19 protein-coding genes are annotated in these 19,621 nt (G+C 41.0%); 9 read left to right on the forward strand and 10 right to left on the reverse strand.

Annotation, left to right across the window (positions count from 1 at the left end; genetic code table 11):
- Positions 1–128: 128 nt before the first annotated feature.
- Positions 129–683, reverse strand: coding sequence for a thioredoxin family protein (locus tag ACX0HA_RS12205; RefSeq protein WP_458845572.1), 555 nt, complete (start codon positions 681–683; stop codon positions 129–131).
- Positions 684–737: 54 nt separating this feature from the next.
- Between ACX0HA_RS12205 and ACX0HA_RS12210 the strand changes: the two genes are divergently transcribed.
- Positions 738–1,070, forward strand: coding sequence for a tRNA-binding protein (locus ACX0HA_RS12210; RefSeq protein ID WP_458845573.1), 333 nt, complete (start codon positions 738–740; stop codon positions 1,068–1,070).
- A 203-nt stretch (positions 1,071–1,273) separates the two neighbouring features.
- Here the strand turns inward: ACX0HA_RS12210 and ACX0HA_RS12215 are convergent, their stop codons facing one another.
- Both ACX0HA_RS12215 and ACX0HA_RS12220 read right to left on the reverse strand, forming a co-directional pair.
- A complete protein-coding gene (locus ACX0HA_RS12215) occupies positions 1,274–1,651 on the reverse strand; it encodes a PUR family DNA/RNA-binding protein (RefSeq protein WP_458845574.1) in 378 nt (125 codons plus the stop codon).
- Between the two features lie 72 nt (positions 1,652–1,723).
- Positions 1,724–3,484 carry an ABC transporter ATP-binding protein gene (locus ACX0HA_RS12220; RefSeq protein ID WP_458845575.1) on the reverse strand — a complete coding sequence of 587 codons (1,761 nt, stop codon included), beginning with the start codon at positions 3,482–3,484 and terminating at the stop codon, positions 1,724–1,726.
- A gap of 195 nt (positions 3,485–3,679) precedes the next feature.
- On the opposite strand from ACX0HA_RS12220, the gene ACX0HA_RS12225 reads away from it, so the two are divergent.
- From ACX0HA_RS12225 to yajC, 4 genes are all read left to right on the forward strand, one after another.
- Positions 3,680–4,783: a Glu/Leu/Phe/Val dehydrogenase dimerization domain-containing protein gene (locus tag ACX0HA_RS12225; protein WP_458845576.1), complete on the forward strand. Its 1,104-nt coding sequence runs from the start codon at positions 3,680–3,682 to the stop codon at positions 4,781–4,783.
- Between the two features lie 120 nt (positions 4,784–4,903).
- Positions 4,904–5,821, forward strand: a complete 918-nt coding sequence (gene nusB, locus ACX0HA_RS12230; RefSeq protein WP_458845577.1) for a transcription antitermination factor NusB — start codon at positions 4,904–4,906, stop codon at positions 5,819–5,821.
- A gap of 24 nt (positions 5,822–5,845) precedes the next feature.
- Positions 5,846–6,328 carry a DUF1573 domain-containing protein gene (locus ACX0HA_RS12235; RefSeq protein WP_458845578.1) on the forward strand — a complete coding sequence of 161 codons (483 nt, stop codon included), beginning with the start codon at positions 5,846–5,848 and terminating at the stop codon, positions 6,326–6,328.
- 6 nt (positions 6,329–6,334) lie between these two features.
- On the forward strand, positions 6,335–6,622 hold the full coding sequence (gene yajC / locus ACX0HA_RS12240) for a preprotein translocase subunit YajC (RefSeq protein ID WP_458845579.1): 288 nt from the start codon (positions 6,335–6,337) through the stop codon (positions 6,620–6,622).
- An 88-nt stretch (positions 6,623–6,710) separates the two neighbouring features.
- Here the strand turns inward: yajC and pepT are convergent, their stop codons facing one another.
- Positions 6,711–7,952 (reverse strand): peptidase T, encoded by a 1,242-nt coding sequence (gene pepT, locus ACX0HA_RS12245; RefSeq protein WP_458845580.1) that lies wholly within the window; start codon positions 7,950–7,952, stop codon positions 6,711–6,713.
- Positions 7,953–8,217: 265 nt separating this feature from the next.
- Between pepT and ACX0HA_RS12250 the strand changes: the two genes are divergently transcribed.
- The 3 genes from ACX0HA_RS12250 to guaB all read left to right on the forward strand — a co-directional run bounded on the left by ACX0HA_RS12250 (position 8,218) and on the right by guaB (position 12,038).
- Entirely contained in the window at positions 8,218–9,246 is a 1,029-nt protein-coding gene (locus tag ACX0HA_RS12250; protein ID WP_458845581.1) for a quinone-dependent dihydroorotate dehydrogenase, read from the forward strand.
- 125 nt (positions 9,247–9,371) lie between these two features.
- Positions 9,372–10,235, forward strand: a complete 864-nt coding sequence (locus tag ACX0HA_RS12255) for a hydroxymethylglutaryl-CoA lyase (protein ID WP_458845582.1) — start codon at positions 9,372–9,374, stop codon at positions 10,233–10,235.
- A gap of 330 nt (positions 10,236–10,565) precedes the next feature.
- Positions 10,566–12,038: an IMP dehydrogenase gene (guaB, locus tag ACX0HA_RS12260; protein WP_458845583.1), complete on the forward strand. Its 1,473-nt coding sequence runs from the start codon at positions 10,566–10,568 to the stop codon at positions 12,036–12,038.
- A 201-nt stretch (positions 12,039–12,239) separates the two neighbouring features.
- Here guaB and ACX0HA_RS12265 read toward each other — a convergent pair whose 3' ends face one another.
- The 6 genes from ACX0HA_RS12265 to ACX0HA_RS12290 all read right to left on the reverse strand — a co-directional run bounded on the left by ACX0HA_RS12265 (position 12,240) and on the right by ACX0HA_RS12290 (position 18,793).
- Complete coding sequence (locus tag ACX0HA_RS12265) at positions 12,240–14,132, reverse strand: monovalent cation:proton antiporter-2 (CPA2) family protein (RefSeq protein WP_458845584.1); 1,893 nt, start codon at positions 14,130–14,132, stop codon at positions 12,240–12,242.
- Position 14,133: 1 nt separating this feature from the next.
- Positions 14,134–14,736 (reverse strand): NAD(P)H-dependent oxidoreductase, encoded by a 603-nt coding sequence (locus ACX0HA_RS12270; protein WP_458845585.1) that lies wholly within the window; start codon positions 14,734–14,736, stop codon positions 14,134–14,136.
- A 205-nt stretch (positions 14,737–14,941) separates the two neighbouring features.
- Positions 14,942–16,294: an adenylosuccinate lyase gene (gene purB, locus ACX0HA_RS12275; RefSeq protein ID WP_458845586.1), complete on the reverse strand. Its 1,353-nt coding sequence runs from the start codon at positions 16,292–16,294 to the stop codon at positions 14,942–14,944.
- Positions 16,295–16,533: 239 nt separating this feature from the next.
- Positions 16,534–17,220, reverse strand: coding sequence for an SIR2 family NAD-dependent protein deacylase (locus ACX0HA_RS12280; protein WP_458845587.1), 687 nt, complete (start codon positions 17,218–17,220; stop codon positions 16,534–16,536).
- 248 nt (positions 17,221–17,468) lie between these two features.
- Positions 17,469–18,263, reverse strand: a complete 795-nt coding sequence (locus ACX0HA_RS12285) for an anti-sigma factor (protein ID WP_458845588.1) — start codon at positions 18,261–18,263, stop codon at positions 17,469–17,471.
- Entirely contained in the window at positions 18,263–18,793 is a 531-nt protein-coding gene (locus tag ACX0HA_RS12290) for an RNA polymerase sigma factor (RefSeq protein ID WP_458845589.1), read from the reverse strand. Before ACX0HA_RS12290 ends, ACX0HA_RS12285 begins: the two co-directional genes overlap by 1 nt.
- Before the next feature lie 62 nt (positions 18,794–18,855).
- Between ACX0HA_RS12290 and ACX0HA_RS12295 the strand changes: the two genes are divergently transcribed.
- Positions 18,856–19,521, forward strand: a complete 666-nt coding sequence (locus ACX0HA_RS12295) for a TrmH family RNA methyltransferase (RefSeq protein ID WP_458845590.1) — start codon at positions 18,856–18,858, stop codon at positions 19,519–19,521.
- Positions 19,522–19,621 lie beyond the last annotated feature (100 nt).

Consider the following 19,621-nt stretch of genomic DNA (forward strand, 5'->3'; position numbering starts at 1 on the left):
TGAAATAAGCATAATAAAACTGTTCCTTTTGGAAAAAGGAGGCAGTGTTAAGTTATGTGCTGTATTAAACGTCATAGTTTTTATGATTTCATCATGGTAAAGGTAGCAAAGATAAATAGTAAAAAAAATTATTTCCATTTAATCCCGCATCCCATGCTTGGTTTCTGGTTTTCGGGAATGCTGCGGTTATAGAGTACTCCGTCTATGGCTATACGCAAATCGCTACCACTCAATGGAATGTTATTTCCCGGACGGGAATCGTCAAGCTGGCCACGATATACTAATTTATCCTGATTATCAAAAAGATAGAAATCAGGTGTGCATGCTGCATCATAAGCCCTGGCAACGTCCTGATTTTCATCAAACAGGTAAGGGAAGTCCATTTTATTATCAAAGGCAAACTGCGCCATATGCTCCGGTCCATCCATCGGGTATTTTACGATATCATTACTGCTGATAGCAAGAATGCCTATTCCCTGAACGCGGTAATCGTTGGCGATCATGATTATCTCTTCCATAGCATGATGCACAAAAGGGCAATGGTTACAGATGAACATAACAAGCGTACCTTTTTCACCTCTAAGCTGTGTAAAAGTGTAATGATGATTGGAATTCGTGTCCTTAAGCCAGAAAGCGGGTGCAGTAGTGCCCAAAGGCAGCATGTTTGATAAGGTATTTGCCATTTTGTGAGAAACAATTATCTTAGCAAAGTACGATAATTTTAAACTCCAAACAATATGCTATCCTGGGAAGAATTTGAAAAAACCGAAATGCGTGTGGGAACTATTATAGAAGCTAATGATTTTCCTGAAGCACGAAAACCGGCATACCAACTGACAATTGACTTTGGTGCGGAAATCGGTATTCGTAAATCATCAGCGCAGATAACTAAGCGCTATGCTAAAGATGATTTAATAAACCGACAGATCGTTGCAGTGGTAAATTTTCCTAAAAAGCAGATTGGCAAATTTATGAGTGAATGTCTGGTGCTCGGTGCTGTAGGGCAGGAGGGCGATGTTATTCTGCTTGCTCCGGATTTTAAGGTGGAGAATGGATTGAGGATAGGGTAAGGGATGCCTGGACTATTGTGTTATGGGTTTGCGTAACGTTCTGTCATTGTGAGCGTAATGCAATGAAGCGCGGCAATCTCAGATTGCTTCGTCGTTCCTCCTCGCAATGACGGAAGCTGAGAGTATGTCCTATAAAAAAAGTCCAAAAACCTCACGGATTCCGGACTTCATAATTTCATAGTTTTTTGACGGTTTGGTCGGTATTAAATGTCGTCAAAATTTACATCGGTAAAGCTTTCGCTGGTAATAGTTTCAGCTTCTTCGCCTTTTTCACCAAACAGTCTTCTAAAGTCTTTTTGGTGTCTTTCTGAGATTACTTCCTCACCTTTGTTGTTAAGAACATAAGATGTCATTTCGTCAAGTATTTCTCTGAAAGCGGTAAAATCTTCCTTGTAAAGATAGATCTTGTGCTTCTTAAAGTGGAATGAGCCGTCTTCTTCTGTAAATTTTTTACTTTCGGTAATGGTAATATAATAATCATCAGCCTTAGTAGCCCTTACATCAAAGAAATATGTCCTTCTCCCTGCCCTCAATACTTTTGAAAAGATCTCTTCCTTTTCCAGCATGTCATTTTCTCTCATAATCCTTGGTTCTTTTTATATTGGTTTATGTCGAAACCAAAAATCTAAAAAAAATCTAAACAAACCAACAATTTATTGCATTTCTTTTTCAGAAAGTTGTTTTAAGTATAATTCTTTGTAATATCCTGGCTGATTTACTAACTGATTGTGAGTTCCTTGTTGCAGGATTTCACCATCTTCCAGGATAATTATTTTGTCGGCATTTTTAGCAGAAGATACCCTGTGGCTAACAATTATGGTTGTCTTATCCCTGCAAAATTCGAGCAGGTTGTTCAGGATAGCTTCTTCTGTTTCGGTGTCAACTGCTGAAAGACAGTCGTCAAGCAGTAATATAGGAGCATCCTTGATCATTGCCCTTGCGATGGATACGCGTTGTTTCTGCCCGCCTGACAGTGTAATTCCGCGCTCACCTAGTATGGTTTCGTATTGTTTGTTGAAACCGATGATGTTGTTGTGTACCATTGCCTTTTCTGCAACGCTCACTACTTCTTCGTGTGTGGCTTCTTCTTTACCGAATTTAATGTTGTTTCCTATGGTGTCTGAAAAAAGGAAAGCATCCTGAGGTACAAAACCTACGCTGTTACGAAGGTCGTATAGATTAAGGTCTTCTACATTTTCGTTATCAACGGTTATTTTACCTTTCTCTACATCATATAATCGGCTGATGAGTGATAGTATGGTTGATTTACCCGAACCCGTTCTGCCCAGTATTGCCAGGGTTTCGCCTTTGTTTACTGTAAACGATATGTTTTTAAGTGCGGTGATGTTGGTGTCATCATAAGTAAATGTCACATTGTCAAAAGCGATCTGTCCTAATACAGGTGTATGTTCCGGGTTATTATTTTGGATATCCGGTTGTATCTTAAGGAATTCGTTGATTCTTTTTTGCGAAGCTTCTGCTTCCTGAACCATTGACGATATCCAGCCTAATGAAGCTACCGGCCAGGTAAGCCTGTTAATATAAATAACGAACTGCGCTATAATGCCTATTTCGGCAATATTACCATTCATATACATCATACCGCCTACATAGATAACCACAAGATTGCTGATGCCTATCATTAAGATCATGAATGGGCCAAACAGGGCGTTCACTTTAGCAAGGCTCAGGTTTTTGGCAACACTGTCTCTGGATAGTTCCTTAAAGTCTTCCTGTTTTTGTTTTTCAAGTGAATAGGCCTTAACGATACGTATACCCGAAAACATTTCCTGGGTGAATGAAGAAAGTTTGGAAAGATTCTGTTGGTATAAAGTACTACGCTTGTTGATCTGCTGGCTTATCCAAAAAATGGAGTAAGCAAGTATAGGTAGTGGTAATAAGGTGTAAAAAGTAAGTTTTGGCGAAATGGTAAACATGTGCGTTGTGATTACCGCAAAGGTTATCACGGTATTGAGTGCATACATGATTGCGGGGCCTACATACTGGCGTACGCGGCCAACGTCTTCGCTGATACGGTTCATAAGGTCGCCGGTACGGTTCTTTTTATAGAAGCTTGGCGATAGGTTCTCATACTGGCGGAATACCTCATTCTTAAGGTCAAACTCCACATGGCGTGACATAACAATAAGTGTCTGACGCATAAAAAATGTCAGTACACCTCCTATAAGTGTTGTTGCTAATATCAGCAAAAGGTTGTTGGTAAGCATGCCTTTTACTTTTTCTGGGTGAATGCTTCCGTCCTGTGCGGTCGAAAGTACCGAGTTGATAGAATCTTTTATTAGTTCAGGAGTAAACAAAGAGAAGATTTGTGCTACTATTGTTATGAAGATTCCTAAAAGAAATTGAAATTTATATTTTATAAAATATTTATTTAAATACTGAAGTTCTTTCATGTTATTTTTTCAAATGCTATTTTTTTGTCATTTTTCTTGTTAAAATATTGAATCTAACGAAGTAATTTAAGCAAATAAATAAGCGTAATTTATTAGAGAATACGTAAAAAAAGACTTTTATTTTGTCTTATCTTAATATAATGTGTAATTTTGTCTCCTGTTTTTGAATAAATTTCAAATTTAAAAATTATTATTATGATAACAGAAGTTATTAAGGCTAACGAGCTTTCAAAAGTGGACCCTGTTTTTGGACAGGCATCTTTCAATGACCATGAGCAGATCGTTTTTTGCCATGACAAAGATACAGGTTTAAAAGCAATTATAGGTATTCATAACACAGTTTTAGGTCCTGCATTAGGAGGAACAAGAATGTGGAAGTATGCTAACGAATGGGAGGCTCTTAACGACGTTTTGAGGCTTTCAAGAGGTATGACTTACAAATCGGCTATTTCAGGATTAAACCTGGGTGGTGGTAAAGCTGTTATCATAGGTGATTCTAAAATTGACAAGACTCCGGAAATGATCACAAGGTTCGGTCAGTTTGTTCACACACTTAGCGGTAAATATATCACTGCTGAAGACGTAGGTTCAACTACTGCCGATATGGATCTTATCCGTGATGTTACTCCATATGTTACAGGTATATCTGTAGAGCGTGGCGGATCAGGAAATCCATCTCCTGTAACTGCTTACGGTGTTTACATGGGTATGAAAGCTGCTGCTCTTCACCAGTTTGGAAGCGATAAGCTTGCAGGTAAAAAAGTATTGGTACAAGGTACAGGCCACGTAGGTGAAACCCTTATCGATTACCTTACTAAAGAAGGTGCTCTTGTTCAGATAGCTGATATCAACCAGGTAAAAATGGAAGAAGTAGCTGCTAAATATGGTGCTACTATCTATACTGGAGAAGATGTTTATGCTGCAGATGTAGATATTTATGCTCCTTGTGCTCTTGGTGCTACGATAAACGATGCTACGATCGATAAAATAAAAGCTAAAGTTATCGCTGGTGCGGCTAACAACCAGTTGGCTAATGAGCTTGTACACGGTAAGATACTTCAGGAAAAAGGTATCCTTTATGCTCCTGACTTCCTTATCAACGCAGGTGGTATCATCAATGTATATGCAGAAATCGTAGGTTACGACTCAGCTGAGGCAATGAGAAGAACTGAAAACATCTATAACACTACACTTGAGATCTTTAGCCTTGCTGAGACTCAGGGTATTACTACGCAGCAGGCTGCTATGGCAATGGCTCAGAAACGTATTGACGACAAGAAAAAAGAAACAGCTAAATAATTAGCTTTCAAAAATATTATTCTTAATTTTGCAGAGCGAAAGAGGTATTCTCTTTCGCTCTCTTAATTTTAAAGTTCTTATAGGCGGATGTTAAACAGAAGACATATTCGGGTTAAAGTGATGCAGTCAATATATGCAATGCATCAAAATGATTCAGACAATCTTGAAAAGGAAGAGAAATTCCTTTTTAACAGTATTGAAAACATTCGTGACCTGTATCTTATCATGCTCTCTGCATTGGTAGAGATAAGGAACAGTGAGGAAGATTTTATTGAAAAATCGTCAAAAAAACACCTTGCGACTGCCGAAGAACGCAATCCTAACAAAAAATTCATCAACAACCAGGTGCTTCATATTCTTTCAGAGAGCAATGCGCTTAGCATCGCTATGGCTGACCGTAATGTAAACAACTGGAAAAATAATGATGATTATATTCTCCTGCTTCTTGACGATGTGAAAAAGAGCGAAGTATATGAGAAATACATGGAGAGTAAAACCAACAGCTTTGAGGAAGACCGAGATTTTGTTGCCGAGCTTTTTACAGAAGTAGTAGCTCCAAACGAAAAGCTGTATGAATACCTTGAAGACTACAAGCTTACATGGGTAGATGATATTCCGGTAGTGAATACGCTTATAGCTAAACAACTGGGTACGATCACCCCTGCAGAGGAAGATAAAGAAACGTTCCGTGTACCAAGGCTTTATAAAGATCTTGATGATAAGGATTTTGTAAAAGACCTTTTCCGTAAGACGGTGCTTAATAATGTTGAGTTAGCCAAAGAATTTATCGATAAGACACCAAACTGGGATACCGAGCGTATTGCCGAGATTGACGCGATTATCCTTAAAATGGCTATTTGCGAATTCCTAAAATTCCCTTCGATACCTGTAAAGGTTACAATTAACGAATATCTTGAGATCGCAAAAGAGTATTCTACACCAAAAAGCAGTATTTTTATCAACGGAATCCTTGATAATCTTGTAAAAGATTACCAGGCCAGTAATAAATTAATCAAAACCGGTAGAGGTTTAATGTAAAACAAATTATAAATTTTTTAAGTTATGTTGAAAAAAACAGCCGCTATGTTCTTCGTAGCATCTTTAGTGCTTACAGCATGCAAAAAAGAAAATGCAGCATTACGCATAGACGACAAAACAGCTAAAGAAGCTGAAATTGCACATGCACAATCAGGAAACCTTCCTGTGTCAGAATTTGACAGCATGGAATTCGATTTTGGAAATATCAAGCAAGGGGATAAAGTGGAGCACACTTTTAAAGTGACTAATAAAGGTACTGCAGATCTTGTAATTAGCGATGCTAAACCAAGCTGCGGATGTACAGTTCCTGAATTCACTAAAACTCCAATCAAACCGGGAGCTTCAGGTGATATCAAAGTAATATTTGACTCAACAGGAAAAAGCGGTAATCAGGAGAAAACAGTTACAGTAACAATGAACACTGAAAAAGCTTCAGAAGTTCTTAAATTCAAGGCTAACATTGATGCTCCTGCGGGAGGTATTGGTGTAACGCCTGCAGCACACTAATTCAATATGGGACAGATAGGACAATTTGCACCGATTATACTAATGTTTGTGGTAGTATATTTTTTAATGCTAAGGCCACAGCAAAAAAGACAAAAACTTGAAAAAGAGTTTGAAGCTAACCTAAAAGTTGGTGACAAGATCATCACTAAAAGCGGTATCCACGGAAGAGTGGCTGAGCTTGCAGCTGATTCGATAGTTATCGAGACTATGGCAGGAAAGCTTAAAATGGAGCGTTCGGCTATATCTAACGAATTAAGCCAAAAATTAAATGCACCTGCAAAAGAGGTTAAATAACCCCAATTCAGAAGGCTTATCATAAAAAGAAAATCCCCGTCGCAAGATGGGGATTTTTTATGCTTATATTTTGCGTTCAGCTTAGATCTTATTTCTTTTCTGCAGTAAGCTCGGCAATCTTAACGATTACTTCTACAGCTCTCTGCATACTCTCTACGGGCACATATTCATACTTACCATGAAAGTTATGCCCGCCGGCAAAGATGTTAGGGCATGGCAGACCCATATAGGATAGTCTTGAACCGTCAGTACCGCCACGAATAGGCTTTATCAGTGGTTCGATACCAAGTTCTCTCATGGCTTTCTCTGCAATGTCAACAATGTGCATTACAGGTTCAACCATCTCCTTCATGTTGTAGTAGTAGTCTTTCACCTCTGCAATAGCTACATCGCCGCCAAATTGTTTTTCGAACTTCCTGTTTATCTTGTCGGCAATCTTACCGATAAGTTTTTTTCTTTTCTCGAATTTTTTGCGGTCGTGGTCACGGATGATTATATTAAGTGTTGTTTCCTCAATACTTCCGCTTAGTCCAACAACGTGGAAGAAACCTTCATAGCCTTTAGTCTTTTCAGGAACTTCTTCTTTAGGCAGGTTAGAGATGAATTTATTAGCCAGCAGCATAGAGTTGATCATCTTGCCCTTTGCATAGCCCGGGTGTACGCTGATACCTTTAAAAGTGATTTTTGCGGCAGCAGCATTAAAGTTTTCATATTCAAGTTCGCCAATCTGGCTTCCGTCCATAGTATAAGCCCATTCAGCGCCAAATTTCTCAACGTCAAACAGGTCGGCACCACGTCCGATTTCTTCGTCAGGCGTAAAACAAACGCGGATTTTTCCGTGTTTGATCTCCGGGTGCTGTATCATATACTCCATAGCGGTAACGATCTCGGTAATACCAGCTTTGTCATCGGCACCAAGAAGGGTAGTACCATCTGTAGTGATAAGTGTCTGGCCTTTATATTGCAGCATATCCTTAAAATATGACGGAGAAAGAACAATGTTAAGTTCTTTATTCAGCACGATATCACCACCATCATAGTTAGGAACGATTTGCGGCTTTACGTTAGCCCCGGTAAAATCAGGAGTAGTGTCAAAGTGAGAAACAAAACCGATAACAGGTACTTCGTGGTCCACATTAGAAGGAAGTGTTGCCATAACATACGAATGTTTGTCGATGGTTACATCTTCCATACCTATAGCTTTAAGCTCTTCGGCAAGCTTATTGGCAAGATCCCATTGTTTTGCTGTACTTGGTGTAGTGTCAGAACTCGCGTCAGATTCAGTATCTATGGTAACATAGCTGATAAAACGGTCTATAATATGCTGCATCTTTAGTTTTGTTTTAAAATGATGCGCAAATTTACGATTTTGCGCAATTTTATGGTGTTTTTATATGAGTTTTATATTGAATATTAGTGATGCATCGCTATTTCAGCAACTAAATTGATACGTGCTTCCTGTTCAGACTTTTGTGAGCGGTAAGGTCTTTGCTGATAAATAATTCTATATTTATAGTTCAAATTTAATAACTTTCGCAGTTTAATTTTTAATGTGGCAGGTTATTCTTAAATTTGCCGCTACCAAACAATTTGATATGTACAAATCCTTAATAAGGCCAATACTTTTCCGTTACGATCCGGAGAAAATTCACCATTTTACATTTTCAGCAATACGTTTCCTTGACAGCATTCCGGGTTTCCCTTCGCTTTTCAGGGCGATGTATGAAGTAAAAGATTCACGTCTTGAGCGCGAGGTTTTCGGACTGAAGTTCAAAAATCCGGTAGGACTTGCTGCCGGTATGGATAAGGATGCGAAAATGTTCAAAGAGTTCTCTGATCTTGGTTTTGGTTTTATTGAGATTGGTACGCTTACGCCAAAAGCACAGGAAGGAAATCCTAAAAAGAGATCTTTCAGGCTTAAGGAAGACAGTGCTATCATCAATCGTATGGGCTTTAATAACGGCGGTGTGCAGGAAGCTGTAAAACGCCTTAAGAAGAATCCTAAAGGTAAAGGCCATGTGCTTATAGGTGGTAACATCGGTAAGAACAAGGTTACGCCAAATGAAGATGCTGTAAGTGATTACGAGATCTGTTATGATGCACTATATGATTATGTAGATTATTTTGTAGTGAACGTGAGTTCGCCAAATACGCCTAACCTTAGAGAACTTCAGGATAAGGAGCCGCTAACTAACCTGCTGCAAACGCTTCAGGATAAGAATGCAGCCAAACCTGCTCAAAAACCGATACTGCTTAAAATTGCACCGGATCTTACCGATGACCAGCTTCTGGATATCATCGACATCGTGAAAACGACTAAGATTGCGGGTGTGATTGCTACGAATACTACCATTTCACGTGAGGGACTTGTGTCTGCCGATAAAAATGAAATGGGAGGACTAAGCGGTAAACCACTTACCAAACGTTCAACTGAGGTAATCCGATTTCTTTCAGAGAAAAGTAATAAAGCATTCCCAATCATTGGAGTAGGAGGAATCCATACTGCCGAAGATGCCCTTGAAAAGCTGGAGGCAGGCGCAAGCCTTGTACAGCTGTATACAGGATTCATTTATGAAGGCCCGGCTTTGATCAGGGATATAAATAAAAGGCTCTTAAGTTCTTAGTGACTGAGTGTCTTAGGTTTTTAGGTACTGAGTGAGAAACCTAAGAACCTAAGTTTCTAAGTTCCTCAGTAACTCTAAGAGAAAACGTTTTCGCAAGTACGCCAAATCTATTATCTTTGACCTTTATGGAAAAGATTAAAATTATCGAATGTCCACGTGATGCCATGCAAGGCATTAAGGCATTCATTCCTACCGAAAGGAAAATAAGCTATATCCAATCGCTGTTGCGAATAGGATATGATACTATAGATTTTGGAAGTTTTGTTTCACCAAAGGCTATCCCTCAAATGATAGATACTGCCGAGGTGCTTGCAGGGCTTGACCTTTCCAATACGCAAAGTAAACTATTGGCTATCATTGCCAATACTCAGGGCGCGCAATTAGCATCCGAACATAAAGAAATTCAATACTTAGGTTATCCGTTCTCGATCTCTGAGAACTTCCAGATGCGAAATACGCACAAAACCATAGCCGAATCGATAGTTACCCTTCAGGAAATACTGAACATTGCCGATGCTTCCAACAAAGAAGTGGTGGCTTATCTTTCAATGGGCTTCGGGAATCCGTATGGTGACCCGTGGAATGTGGAGATAGTAGGCGAGTGGACTGAAAAGCTGGCGGGCATGGGCGTAAAGATACTTTCGCTTAGTGATACTGTTGGCAGCTCAACGCCCGATGTTATTGATTACCTGTTTGCTAACCTTATCCCTAAATACCCTCAGATCGAGTTTGGTGCACACCTGCATACCACTCCTGACAGATGGTTCGAAAAGATAGATGCAGCCTACAAAGCAGGCTGTAAGCGTTTTGATGGCGCAATACAGGGCTTTGGCGGATGCCCAATGGCAAAAGATGACCTTACCGGTAATATGCCTACTGAGCGTATGCTATCCTATTTTACTTCGGTAAAAGCCGACACCAATATGCAGCCAATGAGCTTTGAGAGCGCCTACAACGAGGCTACAAAGCTGTTTGGAGAGTTTCATTGATTGGTTGATGGTTGTCAGTTGATGGTTGTTTGAAGTCTGAGGTCTGATGCTGCTCATTGAGCCGCTTTGTCATTGCGAACGAAACGCAGTGGAGTGTGGCAATCTTTACAAATTTAACGAAGAGGAATCTCATTTATTTTAACCACAAGGAACACTAAGGTAGCACTATGTTCACAAAGCGTTGTGTTCTTGGTGTAGGCTTTGTGAACATTGTGGTTAGTTATAGGATAAGTAATGTCTATATATCCATAAAAATATATTATCACACTCTATATTTTGCATTCGCAGAAAAAGATGTATATTTGCATGCAATTTAACTACAATTGCATAATGAAAGCACACACTTCTAAAATCATCGGTGAAGGCCTTACTTACGATGATGTTCTGCTGGTTCCCAACTACTCTGAAATATTACCGCGCGAAGTTAGCATACAGTCTAAATTCTCAAGAAACATAACGCTAAACGTTCCTATTGTATCTGCAGCTATGGATACCGTAACTGAAAGTGCAATGGCAATTGCTATGGCCCGTGAAGGTGGTATAGGCGTTCTTCATAAAAATATGACTATCGAACAGCAGGCAACTGAGGTTCGTAAAGTAAAAAGAGCTGAGTCTGGAATGATCATTGACCCGGTTACACTTCCACTGACATCAAATGTTGGCGATGCTAAAAACGCCATGCGTGAGTACGGCATTGGAGGTATTCCTGTAGTTGATGAAAACGGAACCCTTAAAGGTATCGTTACCAACCGTGACCTTCGTTTTGAAAAAGACAATGCACGTGCCATTACAGAGGTTATGACTTCTGAAAACCTGGTTACTGCTGCTGAAGGCACTACACTTCAGGTTGCCGAAGGCATCCTTCAAAAAAATAAGATCGAAAAACTACCTGTGGTAAACAGCGACAACAAACTTGTTGGGCTTATTACTTTCAGGGATATAACAAAACTTACACAGAAGCCTATCGCTAACAAAGATAAGTTCGGACGCCTTCGCGTTGCAGCTGCCCTTGGGGTTACTGCTGATGCTGTAGAACGTGCTGCTGCCCTTGTAGCTGCAGGTGTTGATGCTGTTATCATCGATACGGCTCACGGTCACACTAAAGGTGTGGTAACCGTTCTTAAAGAGGTTAAAGCTAAATTTCCTGAACTTGACGTGGTAGTAGGTAACATTGCAACTCCTGAAGCTGCTCTATACCTTGCCGAAAACGGTGCCGATGCTGTAAAAGTTGGTATCGGACCGGGTTCTATCTGTACTACACGTGTAGTTGCAGGTGTTGGTTTCCCTCAGTTCTCTGCGGTACTTGAAGTGGCTGCTGCCCTTAAGGGCACAGGTGTTCCGGTAATTGCAGATGGTGGTATTCGTTACACAGGTGATATTCCTAAAGCTCTTGCTGCTGGTGCCGACTGTGTTATGCTTGGTTCACTTCTTGCAGGTACTAAAGAATCTCCGGGTGAGACAATCATCTTCGAAGGAAGAAAATTCAAATCATACCGTGGTATGGGTTCTGTAGAGGCAATGAAAGAAGGTTCTAAAGACCGTTACTTCCAGGATGTTGAGGACGATGTGAAAAAACTCGTTCCTGAAGGTATCGTAGGTCGTGTTCCATACAAAGGAGAGCTTTTTGAAAGCATGCTTCAGTTTGTTGGAGGTCTTCGTGCAGGTATGGGTTACTGTGGATCTAAAGACATCCCTACACTACAGGAAACAAGCCGTTTTGTACGTTTAACGTCAAGCGGAATCGCTGAAAGCCACCCTCACAACGTAACAATCACTAAAGAAGCGCCTAATTATTCGAGGTAATTCATAAGTCGAAAGACTAAAGTCATAAAGTTAAAAGGCACAGTTTATACTGTGCCTTTTTTTATTCCTGTCCTGCAAGGTTTTTGAAACCTTGTAGGGCTTTTTTTTTAAATAAAGACACACCCCTAACCCCTCTCAAGAGGAGAACCAGCTTCACTCAGACATTGGGTTACGATGACGACCTTTGACTTTATGACTTTACTAATCCGTAGTGCTGTCCTCTTCGCTTTCGCGTTCTTTCCTCAGGGCAGCACTTTCCCAGGCGTGATCCTGTGCGCCAAGCTGTGCATAGAGGTCATTGCGTAGCAGTTGTTCTTGTAATTCAAGCTCTTCTATAGCTGAAAGTAAAAATGCTTTCTTATCATGGCGTTTTTCCGCGAGTCTAACGGTCGACTGCTCGTCATATTTCATAAAGCGCTGGCCCTGTCTCGTTGCGCTATATTTTCTGTGGCCGAGTTCTACAAGTGCATCTACGCCAAGATGTACAGCACTATACATGTTTTCCCTGTAAAAATCTTTCACGCCCATATCTAAAAGCTCAAAAGCATCGCTGCGATTTCGTGCTCTTGCCAAAACCTTGAGGTTCGGAAAGTGCTTTTTGATTTTTTCTACCACCTCAAGATTTACCCTTGGGTTATCTATGGCGGCAATAAAAAGTTTTGCGTGTTCACAGCCTGCGGCTTTCAGTAGCTCAAGCCTGGTAGCATCGCCATAATATACGGTAAAGCCCATTTTCCTCAGCGAATCCACCCTGTCAGAGTCCATGTCGAGTACGGTCGCCTTGATTCCGTTGGTCTTAAGTAAACGCACTATGGTGCTCCCAAAGTTTCCGAAACCGGCAATAACAACGTCGTTATGCTCGTCAATACTGTCGTATTTGTTCTTAGGTTGTTTTTCTTTTACGCCAAAGTAAGGATCTATCCATTTCTCGTTGATAAGCAGTAAGAAAGGCGTACCCACCATACTAATAGCAATAACGGCCATCATTTGGTTAGAGAGTTCATCGGGTAAGAGATTAAGCTGTAATGCAAAACCAAGTATTACGAAACCAAATTCCCCTGCCTGGCTCAGCGCAAAGGAGAACAGCAGGTTCTGGTCGGAGCTTTTCTTGTATATCTTACCAACAATTATCAGTATAAAGAATTTGATGCTGTTGAATATGGTCGTAAATATGATGATAAAGGCCGGATCAGCCATGATAAGCGTAAAATTGACCGATGCGCCTACACCTATAAAGAACAGCCCTAAAAGCAATCCTTTGAACGGTGCGATATCGCCTTCCAGTTCATGCCTGAATTCGCTGTTGGCTAATACAAGACCTGCCAGAAATGCACCTAACGCAGGGCTTACGCCAACAACCTGCATCATGAACGATACACCCATTACAAGTAATAATGCCGACGCTGTAAAGAGTTCCTGCAACCTTGTGCGTGCAATAACATGTAATAATGGCACGATAAGAAAACGACCGCCCAAATATACCATTCCAATGGCTCCGAATACAATGAGTGTTTGCAGCCAACCTTCAAGGTTTGCAGTAAGTGAATGGTTAACGTGGTCTTCGTTTATGGAGCCGTCAGCAAGTAATGGCAATATCGCCATTATTGGGATCACCGCTATGTCCTGAAACAGCAGTATCGCAAAAGAGGAACGCCCCATTGAGGTATTCGTCAGCCCTTTTTCCTTGAGTGTCTGCATGACGATGGCGGTGGAGGAGAGCGTCAGCGCAAGTGAGATAACAAGCGTTGTGCGCCATTCCCATCGTAGTACGAACGAACACGCTATAAACAGTACGGCTGCCGTACCTACAACCTGTAAGGTTCCCATCCCGATGATGAATTTCCGCATGCGCCAGAATTTGTGTGGGTCGAGTTCCAATCCGATAAGGAAAAGCATCATGACAACGCCAAACTCGGCAAAGTGCATAATATCCTGGCCTTCCTCACCAATAAATCCCAATACGTGTGGGCCAATGATGATTCCGGCAAAAAGATAGCCGAGAATAGAGCTAAGCCCTATTTTTTTGGCAATAGGAACGCATACCACCGCTGCGATAAGGTATATAATGGCCTGAAAGAAGAAACTGTCCTGCATGCTATCCTAATTTAGTTTTAATCCAGTCGTTGAAATAGTGGTGTTCTGATAGTTCCTTTACGTCGAGGCTCTTGTTTTCAAGGTATTCAAGTGCCTGTCCGTAAAGTTTCGCGTTCTTTTCATATCCTTCGTCGTCCATGGAGTGAGTGCCATGTACTACAAAAGGAGGCAGGTAGGTCATATTGCAAACTTTTGCCGTTTGGCAAAAGGGTTCGAGCAGTTGTGGTATTGTAAAATGGTCACGTCCCATCGGGCTGTAATTCTCTTTGCGTCCACCGGTAGTGATGGCCTGAAGCAAGAGCTTGTTTTTAAGGGCAAAACCTTCTTTACCGTAAGCCCAGCCGTGTTCCAGCACAATGTCTATCCATTGTTTGAGCAGGGGCGGGCAGCTGTACCAGTACATTGGGTGGTGCCAAATGATTATATCGTGCATCAGGAGTAGTTCCTGCTCGCGTTTTAAATCAATATCAAAGTCGGGGTATTCCTGGTAAAGGTCGTGAAAGGTAATATTAGGTGAATTGGGTATGTGGCTTACAAGCGCATTATTGGCGTTCGATTTCTCGAACAAAGGATGCGCAAAGAGTATAAGAATTTTGTTTGGCATATACAACCTGTTTAATTTTCATGAACATAGGCTGTACAATATAAGGAATTTTATTTGGTTTTTTGCACGATGTTGACCCGAAGTGCCTGTTTTTGCTGCCAGTTCAGTTATATGAAATAAAAAAAGACGCAACAAATGTTACGTCCCTTACTATTTTATGTCAGTACAAATTAGCTGTAAACTACGACTGGACACTGTAAACTAACTAAGCGTTTATACCAAGGTAGTTGGCAGGCGTGATTTTAAGCAATTCAGCTTTTATATCATCGTTTACATTCAGGTTGTTGATGAATGCATGCATGGATTCTTTGTTGATAACCGTATTCGTTCTTGTAAGGTCTTTAAGCGCCTCATAAGGGTTTGGATAGGCCTCACGGCGAAGGATAGTCTGGATAGCCTCAGCTACAACAGCCCAGTTCTTCTCAAGATCTTCGTGGAATTTATCTTCGTTAAGAAGAAGCTTGTTTAATCCTTTAAGGGTAGCTTCAAAAGCGATGATGGTATGACCAATTGGTACACCTACGTTACGCAGTACAGTACTGTCGGTAAGGTCACGCTGAAGCCTTGATATAGGCAGTTTAGCCGAAAGATGTTCAAAAATTGCGTTGGCGATACCTAAGTTACCTTCCGAGTTTTCAAAGTCGATGGGGTTAACCTTGTGCGGCATCGCTGAAGATCCGATCTCGCCTGCTTTAATTTTCTGTTTGAAGTAATCCATAGACACATACGTCCAGATATCCCTGTCAAGGTCGATAAGGATAGTGTTGATGCGCTTCAATGCATCAAAGAACGCAGCAAAGTGGTCATAATGCTCGATCTGAGTTGTAGGGAACGAGTGCTTAAGCCCAAGTATTCCTTCTACAAAATCATTACCGAATTTTCTCCAGTCATTTTGTGGGTAAGCGATAAAATGCGCGTTGAAGTTACCTGTAGCACCACCAAATTTGGCAGCAAACGGTACGTTGAAAAGCAAACGCATCTGTTCTTCAAGACGCTCAACGAATACATGTATCTCTTTACCAAGACGGGTAGGAGAGGCCGGCTGTCCGTGGGTACGGGCAAGCATTGGGATGTCTTTCCATTCCACGCTTAGTTCTTTCAGTTTAGCGATAACGCTGATAAGCGATGGCAGGTATACGTTCTCAAACGCCTCTTTGGTAGAAAGCGGAATAGCTGTGTTGTTGATGTCCTGAGAAGTCAGTCCGAAGTGGATGAATTCTTTGTAAGCATCAAGGCCAAGCTTTTCGAACCCTGCTTTTATAAAGTATTCCACGGCTTTAACGTCGTGGTTTGTAGTCTTCTCGATTTCTTTTATCTGAAGTGCATCTTCGCTTGAGAAGTTCTTGTAAAGCTCGCGAAGCGGACCGAAAGTGCTTTTGTCTACACCTGTAAGCTGCGGTAATGGCAGTTCGCATAGTGAGATAAAGTACTCGATCTCTACAAGCACGCGGTATTTTATAAGGGCTTCTTCAGAGAAATAAGCGGCTAAAGGTGCGGTTTTATTCCTGTAACGGCCGTCTATAGGCGATATGGCATTCAGTTCAGATAAATTTTGCATTGTGTTTAGTGTCAAAATTAGAAGCCGCGAAGGTAAGGATTTTGAGGGGAATAACGAAATTGGAGTGACATTTATTTAGCTGTTTTGATGCGTTGGAAGCCTCAGAGAGGCGATATATTTATAGATTTAATATGAAGTGAAATTAAAAAGCTCCGGAGGAGCGACATCTATGCCGCTCCTCCGGAGCTCCTACTTCATTATCGTAATGATTTACTATAAATATATCGCTCCTCCGGAGCTTATAGAGACTTCAACCTCTCCCTCACAACCGCCATTCCCTCGCTTGCTGTCATTGGTAGCACCTCAATAGAATTACTCAGGTGCGGAATGCTGGCAGGGTTGGGGTCGATGTAAAATATTGGGGTCGTCGGGCGGGCATAATCTACCAATCCTGCGGCAGGATATACCTGCATTGAAGTACCAATAATAATTATATAATCTGCTTCCTCAACAATACCCATGGCATCGGCAATTGCCGGAACAGCCTCACCAAACCATACGATATGCGGACGCAGCTGATGGCCGTCGGTGTGCAGGTCGCCCACATTTATGTCGGTTTTCCATTCAATGATGTCATTTTCGTTATATATGCTTCGGGCTTTAAGTAGTTCGCCGTGTAAATGGAGAACGTTAGTGCTTCCGGCACGCTCATGCAGATCGTCTACGTTTTGGGTGATAATATGTACATCGAAGTCCTTTTCCAATTCGGCAGCAATAGTATGTCCCTGGTTCGGATTTACCTCAAATAGCTGCTTCCTGCGCTGGTTGTAAAAATCGAGCACAAGCGCCCGGTTCTTGTGCCAACCTTCTGGAGAAGCCACTTCCATTACGTCATGGCCTTCCCATAACCCTCCTGCATCGCGAAAGGTTTTAATGCCGCTTTCGGCACTCATTCCCGCTCCGGAGAGTATAACTAGTTTTTTCATTTTTGATTGTTGGATAGGGTTGAACTATTGATTTAGTAATTATACCTACAAGGTCTCAAAGACCTTGCAGGAATCTACAGGACTGTTTATTCATTTTCATAACCTGCAAGGTTTCAAAAACCTTGTAGGTTTAATAGTAAACAAATGTATCAGAAATTCAGATTGTTTACTCCGGTTGCAGTATTTGTTAATGTAAAAAGTGCACTTAAAAAATTAAGTGCACTTCTTGTTATTTGATTTTCAGCTTACTAGCTTTTTACTTGTCCTAAAGTATATAACTGCTCCATAGTTGGTGAAGCGCTACCGCCTGCCGGCTCAAGTGTAATCCCGAAGGCTTGTACACCTTCAAAGTTATCTACAGGGTAAATCCCTTTGTTTTCGATAAGCTGTGATTTGTCAAGTACCCCGATGCTTGTAGGCGTAAGTGGGTTAAGCGTTAAAGCCCATACCTGGTACACTTTTCCTTCAGGAGCTTCTGGTAAGCCTGCAATATCTACAAAAACTTCATTTTCTTCATCGTTCATGTAGACTTTAGCATAAGACTGTGGCGCTACGGCCTGTCCTCCAAGGTTCACTATTGCACTGTTTTTAGCCCTTATAACACGTAATGCTTTTTCTTTTTGTTCATTGTCTTTGCTTACGCTGGCAAATAATTGTTCATATTTATCCTTTTCTTTAGTAGCTGCTTCTTTTTTCTCTACTTCCTGGTCATACATAAAGTACTGTACTCCTAAGCAGCCCAATAATACGATTGCTGCTGCCCAGCCAATATACGAGGCTGCGCTTCTGCGGGGCTGTAGCTGGACAACGCCATCTTCTCCATGCTTGTCAATAAGCTCTTTGCGTATCCTGTGGTACACTTCTGGAGAAAGCTGTGGCGATACACTGTATGACAGGTCGATGATCGCTTTCTCTATAGACAATATCTCGGCTCTTACCTCTGCATGCTGGCGGGCCATTTCGTTTACTTCTTTGTTTTCTTCTTCGGTGGTTACACCAAAGATATAAAGCTCTAAAATCCCTGAGTTGATAAATTCTTCCATTATACCTCTAATATTGTTCTTAAATCTTTAATACAATTCCTGTTTTGTGTCTTAACCGTTCCTAGCGGCATAGCGAGTTCGTCAGAGGCTTCCTGCTGGGTGTAGCCCTTGAAAAATAGTAACTCAATAATGCGTACGCAAACTGGTTTAAGTTTCTTCACAAATTCGCGGATGCCTATAGCGTCTATCTTATTGACAACCGTTGCATTGTGGTCAAGGATATGTACGAAATTATCAACGGAGAGGTTTTTTAAATTTTTAGTATGGTCTTTAGATCGAAGCCTGTCAATGGCTGTATTTCTGGCAATGTTAAGTATCCAGGTAAAGAAGCGGCCCTTGGTATCGTTGTATGAATCGATGTTTTTCCAGATTTTTACAAAAACTTCCTGCAAAACATCTTCGGCTTCTTCTTTGTTCTTTAACAGATTGAAAATTACGCCATAAAGGCTCTTGGAATACATGTCGTACAGCGTGTTGAATGCTTTGCTGTCTTTTTTGTAGATTTGTGCGAGTAATTCTTCTTGTGTCATTCTGTAAATTGGTTAGTTTGGTGCACTAATTTAATAAAAAAATTTAAAGGCTACTGCTTATAATGAAAAATACATTTGATCTAAACTATCTGAACTATCTAGAAACCATCATTACAGAAAACCGCAGGGATAAATTCATTGACATACTTTCACGCCGCACCAAACACTTTACCGTAGCTATTGAAGATGTGTTCCAGATGCATAATGCCAGTGCGGTTATGCGTACGTGTGAGATTTTTGGAATTCAGGAATTGAATGTGATAGAGGAGAAGTACGGCAAAACCATAGATAAAGAAATTGCAATGGGAGCCCAAAAGTGGGTTGATATAAATGCATACAACAGTACTACTGTGTGCCTTGATGAGCTAAAAGCTAAAGGATACCGTATTATTGCTACCACACCTCATGAAGAATCTTGTTTCCTTGAAGATTTTGATATCTCACAGCCGGCAGCCCTGTTTTTCGGTACAGAGCGGTTAGGTTTGTCTGAAGAGGTAATGAACCGTGCCGACGGTTTCCTGAAGATACCAATGTTTGGATTCACAGAAAGTATTAATGTATCGTCGTCTGCGGCAATTGTCATACAGCATCTTAGCAGCCGTTTACGGAATTCAGATATTCAATGGCAGCTTAATGAAACCGAAATGCTCGAAAAACGTATTGACTGGGCGCGTAAATCAATTAAGGATATTGATTTTATAACAGAAAGGTACTTTGCAGAAGAATAGTTTTGCAGTATTCAGTCGCAGTTTGCAGATGTAATAGTGTAAATATTTATAAAACAGTAGAGCCGTAGCATTGCTACGGCTCTGATTTTATTTTGATTAT

The organism is Flavobacterium hauense (assembly GCF_054457175.1).

Coding starts and splice junctions, on each gene's coding strand:
- ACX0HA_RS12280 (WP_458845587.1), bottom strand. CDS start 17,220: ATGAAAAAACTAGTTATACTCTCCGGAGCGGGAATGAGTGCCGAAAGC.
- ACX0HA_RS12235 (WP_458845578.1), top strand. CDS start 5,846: ATGTTGAAAAAAACAGCCGCTATGTTCTTCGTAGCATCTTTAGTGCTT.
- guaB (WP_458845583.1), top strand. CDS start 10,566: ATGAAAGCACACACTTCTAAAATCATCGGTGAAGGCCTTACTTACGAT.
- ACX0HA_RS12295 (WP_458845590.1), top strand. CDS start 18,856: ATGAAAAATACATTTGATCTAAACTATCTGAACTATCTAGAAACCATC.
- ACX0HA_RS12290 (WP_458845589.1), bottom strand. CDS start 18,793: ATGACACAAGAAGAATTACTCGCACAAATCTACAAAAAAGACAGCAAA.
- yajC (WP_458845579.1), top strand. CDS start 6,335: ATGGGACAGATAGGACAATTTGCACCGATTATACTAATGTTTGTGGTA.
- ACX0HA_RS12255 (WP_458845582.1), top strand. CDS start 9,372: ATGGAAAAGATTAAAATTATCGAATGTCCACGTGATGCCATGCAAGGC.
- ACX0HA_RS12205 (WP_458845572.1), bottom strand. CDS start 683: ATGGCAAATACCTTATCAAACATGCTGCCTTTGGGCACTACTGCACCC.
- ACX0HA_RS12265 (WP_458845584.1), bottom strand. CDS start 14,132: ATGCAGGACAGTTTCTTCTTTCAGGCCATTATATACCTTATCGCAGCG.
- ACX0HA_RS12215 (WP_458845574.1), bottom strand. CDS start 1,651: ATGAGAGAAAATGACATGCTGGAAAAGGAAGAGATCTTTTCAAAAGTA.
- ACX0HA_RS12220 (WP_458845575.1), bottom strand. CDS start 3,484: ATGAAAGAACTTCAGTATTTAAATAAATATTTTATAAAATATAAATTT.
- ACX0HA_RS12285 (WP_458845588.1), bottom strand. CDS start 18,263: ATGGAAGAATTTATCAACTCAGGGATTTTAGAGCTTTATATCTTTGGT.
- ACX0HA_RS12270 (WP_458845585.1), bottom strand. CDS start 14,736: ATGCCAAACAAAATTCTTATACTCTTTGCGCATCCTTTGTTCGAGAAA.
- nusB (WP_458845577.1), top strand. CDS start 4,904: ATGCAGTCAATATATGCAATGCATCAAAATGATTCAGACAATCTTGAA.
- pepT (WP_458845580.1), bottom strand. CDS start 7,952: ATGCAGCATATTATAGACCGTTTTATCAGCTATGTTACCATAGATACT.
- ACX0HA_RS12250 (WP_458845581.1), top strand. CDS start 8,218: ATGTACAAATCCTTAATAAGGCCAATACTTTTCCGTTACGATCCGGAG.
- purB (WP_458845586.1), bottom strand. CDS start 16,294: ATGCAAAATTTATCTGAACTGAATGCCATATCGCCTATAGACGGCCGT.
- ACX0HA_RS12225 (WP_458845576.1), top strand. CDS start 3,680: ATGATAACAGAAGTTATTAAGGCTAACGAGCTTTCAAAAGTGGACCCT.
- ACX0HA_RS12210 (WP_458845573.1), top strand. CDS start 738: ATGCTATCCTGGGAAGAATTTGAAAAAACCGAAATGCGTGTGGGAACT.